This window comes from Pseudomonas sp. (genome assembly GCF_050739995.1).
Lineage (GTDB): Bacteria > Pseudomonadota > Gammaproteobacteria > Pseudomonadales > Pseudomonadaceae > Aquipseudomonas.
This window is the reverse complement of record NZ_JBOICG010000396.1, coordinates 1-5,730: the sequence shown is the minus strand read 5'-3', so window position 1 is coordinate 5,730 and position 5,730 is coordinate 1. Positions and strand designations below refer to the sequence as shown.

The 5,730-nt window shown below is 62.3% G+C and carries 6 protein-coding genes and 1 riboswitch; of the genes, 5 read left to right on the top strand and 1 reads right to left on the bottom strand.

Annotation, left to right across the window (positions count from 1 at the left end):
* The 4 genes from ACRESD_RS13140 to mntP all read left to right on the top strand — a co-directional run.
* On the top strand, positions 1 to 444 hold a 444-nt coding region (locus ACRESD_RS13140), incomplete at its 5' end, for an MFS transporter (RefSeq protein ID WP_431751293.1).
* Positions 445 to 461: 17 nt separating this feature from the next.
* A complete protein-coding gene (locus ACRESD_RS13135) occupies positions 462 to 1,685 on the top strand; it encodes a CaiB/BaiF CoA transferase family protein (RefSeq protein ID WP_431751292.1) in 1,224 nt (407 codons plus the stop codon).
* A complete protein-coding gene (gene scpB / locus ACRESD_RS13130) occupies positions 1,682 to 2,464 on the top strand; it encodes a methylmalonyl-CoA decarboxylase (RefSeq protein ID WP_431751291.1) in 783 nt (260 codons plus the stop codon). The genes ACRESD_RS13135 and scpB overlap by 4 nt, the downstream gene beginning before the upstream one ends.
* Before the next feature lie 30 nt (positions 2,465 to 2,494).
* A riboswitch (yybP-ykoY riboswitch) is annotated at positions 2,495 to 2,664 on the top strand.
* A 10-nt stretch (positions 2,665 to 2,674) separates the two neighbouring features.
* Positions 2,675 to 3,238 carry a manganese efflux pump MntP gene (mntP, locus tag ACRESD_RS13125; protein ID WP_431751290.1) on the top strand — a complete coding sequence of 188 codons (564 nt, stop codon included), beginning with the start codon at positions 2,675 to 2,677 and terminating at the stop codon, positions 3,236 to 3,238.
* Between the two features lie 46 nt (positions 3,239 to 3,284).
* Here the strand turns inward: mntP and ACRESD_RS13120 are convergent, their stop codons facing one another.
* A complete protein-coding gene (locus ACRESD_RS13120; protein WP_431751289.1) occupies positions 3,285 to 4,352 on the bottom strand; it encodes an NAD(P)-dependent alcohol dehydrogenase in 1,068 nt (355 codons plus the stop codon).
* Positions 4,353 to 4,525: 173 nt separating this feature from the next.
* On the opposite strand from ACRESD_RS13120, the gene ACRESD_RS13115 reads away from it, so the two are divergent.
* Positions 4,526 to 5,524 carry an NAD(P)H-quinone oxidoreductase gene (locus ACRESD_RS13115; protein WP_431751288.1) on the top strand — a complete coding sequence of 333 codons (999 nt, stop codon included), beginning with the start codon at positions 4,526 to 4,528 and terminating at the stop codon, positions 5,522 to 5,524.
* Positions 5,525 to 5,730 lie beyond the last annotated feature (206 nt).

Below are 5,730 nucleotides of genomic sequence, written 5' to 3'. Positions count from 1 at the left end.
GTGCTGTCCCTGAGTACTATCCTCGGCTGCCTGGTGGCGCCATGGCTGGCGGAACGGGTGGGTCGACGCAAGGCGCTGGGCATCTACTTCAGCGGCATGGCGGCGGCCATCGTATTTGCCTTCGGCTGGGTGTTTTACCTGGATGACGGGCTGCATTTGTTCATGGTGTCGCTGGTGTTCCTGGGGTTCTTCGGCGGCAACTTCGCGATCTTTTCCCTGTGGTTGCCCGAGCAATACCCCACGCGCATCCGCGCCACTGCCTTTGCGTTCAATGCCTCGGTGGGGCGATTTATCGGTGCCGGGGTCAACTTCTTGCTGGCGGCGGCCATTCATGGGTACGGCTCCATCGGCGCGCCGATTGCCTGGACAGCGGCCGCCTTTGTGCTGGGCGTGTTGATCCTGCCGTTTGCCGTTGAAACCCGCGACCAGACATTGCCCCAATAACTTCGTTGGAGACGCCCATGCAAGCGCTGCAAGGTATCAAGATCATCGACCTCAGCCGTGCCCTGTCCGGCCCATTCTGCACCATGGTGCTGGCCGACCTCGGCGCCGATGTGATCAAGGTGGAACCCGGCCCAACCGGTGATATGAGCCGCACCTGGGGGCCTTTCGACCGGGGCGTGAGCACTTATTATTTGTCGTGCAACCGTAACAAGCGCGGGTTGTGCGTGGACTTCCGCAACCCCAGGGGCCTGGACACGATCCAGCAGCTGATCGACGACGCCGACGTGGTCATCGAGAACTTCAAGCCCGGCACTCTGGAGAGCATGGGCTTGGGTTATGAGGTGTTGAGTGCGCGCAACCCGCGGCTGATCCTGGGCAGCATCAATGCCTTCGGCAGCGACGGCCCGATGAGCAGTTGGCCGGGTTTTGATCAGATCGCCCAAGGCTATTCCGGGCTGATGAGCCTCACCGGTTTCAGCGACGGCGACCCTACCCGCACCGGCACCGCCATCGGTGACTTGACCTCGGGCATGTGGCTGGTGACGGCAGTGCTCGCCGCCCTGCTGGAGCGTGAGCGCAGCGGGCGCGGGCAACACGTCAGCACTTCACTGCTGGCCAGCCTCGTCGGCTTGCTCAGCGTGCACGGCCAACGCTACTTGAGCCTGGGCGACGTGCCCCGGCGCACCGGCAATGCCCATTCAGTGATTGCGCCTTATGGTGTGTTCCAGACCCTGGACGGCCCGCTGAACCTGGCACCGATCACCTCGGCCATGTGGGGCCGCCTGTGCGTGTTGCTGGACTTGCCCGAGCTGCCGGATGACCCGCGCTTTGCCAGCAACGAAGCCCGGGTGGAGCGCCGCGAGGAATTGAAAGCCATCCTGGAAAGCCGCCTGAAAACCCGCAGCAAGCGCGACTGGACCGAACGCTTTATCGCCGCCGGCCTGCCCGCCGGCCCCATCAACACCTTGGACGAAGTGTTCGCCGACCCGCAGGTGCTGCACAGCCGGTTGACCCAAACCGTGGAGCATCCCACCCTTGGCGGATTGCGCCAGGTGGTAACGCCGGTCTTCAGCGAAGCGCAGTCGGCCAGTGCACAACGTCCGCCGCCGCTGCTCGGCGAGCACAGCATCGAAGTGTTGCGCCAAGCCGGTTTTGCCGAAGCCGCGATCCAGGCATTGCTCAACGCCAACGTCGTCACCCAGGCCCCCGAACTCGAACGCCACACAGGAACCGCATCATGACGGTCAACGTATCCATCACACACATCGACACCCGTATTGCGCGCCTGACTTTCAGTAACCCCAGCCAGCGCAATGCCCTCAGCGCGCAACTGCTCGACAGCCTGGACGAAAGCCTGGTCGCCCTCGCCGCCCAGCGCGTCAGTGTAGTCATCCTCGGCGCCGAAGTCGGCCAGAGCGTCTGGAGCGCCGGCCACGATATCGGCGAAGTGGCCCGCGACCGCGACCCTGTGGCCTACGGTAAGCCGCTGGAGCAAGTGCTACGACGTATCCGCGCCTACCCGGGCGTGGTGATCGCGGCTATTTCCGGCTCGGCCTGGGGCGGCGCCGTGGACCTGGCCATGAGCTGCGACATGGTGGTGGCAGACCCCAGCGCCAGCTTCGCCATGACCCCGGCCAATATCGGCCTGCCCTACACCACCAGTGGTCTGCTGCGCTTCTTCAACAACCTGCCGATTCATGTGCTCAAGGAGATGTTTTTCTGCGCACAGAAACTTGATGCCGAACGCGCTGAACGCTTTGGCGTGATCAACCGTCTGGTGCCCACCGATGCTCTGGAGGCCACCGCCGTGGACATCGCCCGAGGCATTGCCGCCAAGGCACCGCTGGCGATCCAGGCGGTCAAGGAGCAACTGCGTATCCTCGAAGACCTGCAGCCAATGCCGGTACAAGCCATGGAGCAGATCGCCGAGCTACGCCGCCAGGCCTGTGCGAGTGCGGATTTTGGTGAAGGGTTGGCGGCCTTTGCCGAGCGGCGCCCGCCGGTCTTTGAAGGGCGTTGACGGAATTTTCATCTTTGGCGCTCTATGCTGCGACCCTTCGTTGGGGAGTAACCGGCTTCTGACCAGCTCAGAAGCGTTCGTATCAACATATTCGGCAACCTGCCGTGGTACGAACACCGTTGTGGTTGGTGAGACCAGCGACACATCCATGCCTGTAGTCGGGCGTGTGGGTGTGTCGTTGACTCATGCAGCCCGACTGGAAGCCTGACTGTGAACCCCATTTCCCTGATTCTTCTGGCCTTCGCCATGTCCACGGATGCCTTCGCCGCTGCTATCGGCAAAGGCTCCAGCCTGCACAAACCACGCTTTACCGAAGCCCTGCGCGCCGGCTTGATCTTCGGCGTGATCGAAGCCATCACGCCAATGATCGGCTGGGCCATCGGCCACGCCGCCACCCGCTGGGTGGAAGCCTGGGACCACTGGATCGCCTTTACCCTGCTGGTCGCACTGGGCCTGCACATGATCTACAACGGGCTCAAGGCCGATGACGAAGAGGTGGAAAAACCGACCCAGCATTCCTTCATGATCCTGGCGGTCACGGCATTTGCCACCAGCATCGATGCGCTGGCGGTGGGCGTGGGCCTGGCGTTTGTCGACGTGAATATCCTGGTGGCCGCCGCCGCCATTGGTCTGGCGACCATGACCATGGTGACCATCGGCATGATGCTTGGCCGGGTGCTGGGCACAGTGGTGGGCAAACGTGCGGAGATGGTGGGCGGTGTGGTGTTGATGCTGGTGGGTGCGACGATTCTCTACGAGCACCTGTCGGCCTGAATGTGAGAGGGGGCTTGCCCCCTCCCACATTGGATTTACAGTGTTTTCAGGCGGCGTGGTTGTGCTTCTTCAAGCTCTCCATATCGATCACGAACCGATACTTCACATCGCCCTTGAGCATGCGCTCATAGGCTTCATTGATGCCCTGGATATCGATCATCTCGATGTCCGAGACAATCTTGTGCTTGGCGCAGAAGTCCAGCATGTCCTGGGTTTCCTGGATACCGCCGATCAACGAACCGGCCAGGCTGCGGCGCTTGAAGATCAGGTTGAACACCGCAGGCGATGGGTGTGGGCTGTCGGGCGCGCCCACCAGGGTCATGGTGCCGTCGCGTTTGAGCAGGCTAATGAAGGCATCCAGGTTATGTGGCGCGGCGACGGTGTTGAGGATGAAGTCCAGGCTGTTGGCGACCTTGGCCATCTCGTCCGGGTTCTTCGACACCACCACATGGTCGGCACCCAGGCGCAGGCCGTCTTCGCGCTTGTTGGGCGAGGTGGTAAACAGCGTGACATGCGCGCCCATGGCATGGGCGATCTTCACCGCCATATGGCCAAGGCCGCCCAGGCCAACCACGCCGACTTTCTTGCCAGGGCCGACCTTCCAATGATGCAACGGTGAGTAGGTGGTGATGCCCGCGCACAACAGCGGCGCCACGGCCGCCAGGTTGGCATCGCCGTGGGAGATGCGCAGCACGAACTTTTCCTTGACCACAATGTTGTCCGAGTAGCCACCGAAGGTATTCTCGCCACCGAACACCGGGCCGTTGTAGGTGCCGGTAAAACCGTTTTCGCAATACTGCTCCTCGCCCTCGGCGCAGGATGCGCAGTGCTGGCAGCTGTCGACCATACAACCGACACCGGCCAGATCGCCGACTTTGAATTTCTGCACATTGGCGCCTACCGCTGTCACGCGGCCAACAATTTCATGGCCGGGCACCGAAGGGTAAAGTGTGTTGTTCCACTCGTTGCGCGCGGTGTGCAGGTCGGAGTGGCACACGCCGCAGTAGAGAATATCGATCTGCACGTCATCCGCCCCTGGCGCACGACGTTCGAAGGTGAAAGGCTTGAGTGAGTCCTTGGAATCCCGCGCGGCGTAGCTGTAAGTCTTGGCCATTTGGTTCACCTGTTGATCTGACGGTTGAAGTCAGTGGACCAGCATAGACGCGCCACCGTTCAAGCGCGTTCATCCGCACAGACCCTTCGTCCGGTTTAGCCTAGAATGCCCCTGAACCGACGAGCGCACGGTACAGTCCCAACCCATAGGCTCATCGCTACAGGAATGCTCACATGACACTGCCTCAAACAATGACCCTGATCGAAATCACCACGCCCGGTGGCCCTGAAGTCCTGCAACCGCGTCAAGCCGACGTACCCGTGGCGGGCCCCGGCGAGATCCTGATCCGCGTGCATGCAGCCGGGGTCAACCGCCCCGACGCCCTGCAACGTGCCGGCAGGTACCCGATGAAACCCGGCATGAGCCCGATTCCCGGGCTGGAAGTGGCGGGTGAGGTGGTTGCATTGGGCGATGGTGTGAGTGAATACGCCCTCGGTGACAAGGTCTGTGCCCTGACCAACGGTGGTGGCTACGCGCAGTATTGCGCGGTGCCTGCCAGCCAGGCGCTGCCGGTTCCCGAAGGTATGGACTGGATTCATGCGGCCGCCATCCCCGAGACCTTCTTCACGGTCTGGGCCAACCTGTTTGGCCTGGGCGGCGCCCAAAAAGGCCAGCGCGCATTGATCCACGGTGGCACCAGCGGCATCGGAACGACCGCGTTGATGCTATGCCGCGAATTCGGCATCCAGGCCTTCGCCACCGCAGGCAGTGCCGACAAATGCGCGGCCATCGCCGGGCTCGGAGCCGAAGCGATCAATTATCGCGAGCAGGATTTCGCCCAGGTCATCGCCGAAAAAACCGGCGGCCAAGGGGTGAATGTGGTGCTCGATATCATGGGGGCCTCCTACCTCAACAACAACCTCAAGGCCCTGGCGATGGAAGGCCACTTGGTGATGCTCGGCTTCCTCGGCGGCGGCAAGGCCCATGACGTTGACCTGCTGACCATCATGTCCAAGCGCGCCAACATCACCGGCTCGCTGTTGCGTTCGCGCACCAAAGACGAGAAAGCCGCCATCGCCGACCAGTTGCGCGAACACGTGTGGCCGGTACTCTCAGCCGGGCGTTGCGCGCCGATGATCGACCAGGTGTTTGATTACACCGAAGCTGACAAGGCCCATGCGCGGATGGAGGGTGGGGATCATATTGGCAAGATTGTGCTGCGGGTAGCCTGAGGCAACCCAGCCTGTAGTGAGCGGGCTTGTCCCGCGCTGGGGGGCGAAGCCGCCCCAATAAGACCGCCGCATTGTGTCAGGTAAAACGCGATAGCAGGTTTTAGGGCGGCTTCGCCCCCCCTGGGCGGGACAAGCCCGCTCACTACAGAGTTTCAACAGGCGTTCAATGCAGTGCCACCCGCGTGATCAGGTAGTTCACCAAGTGC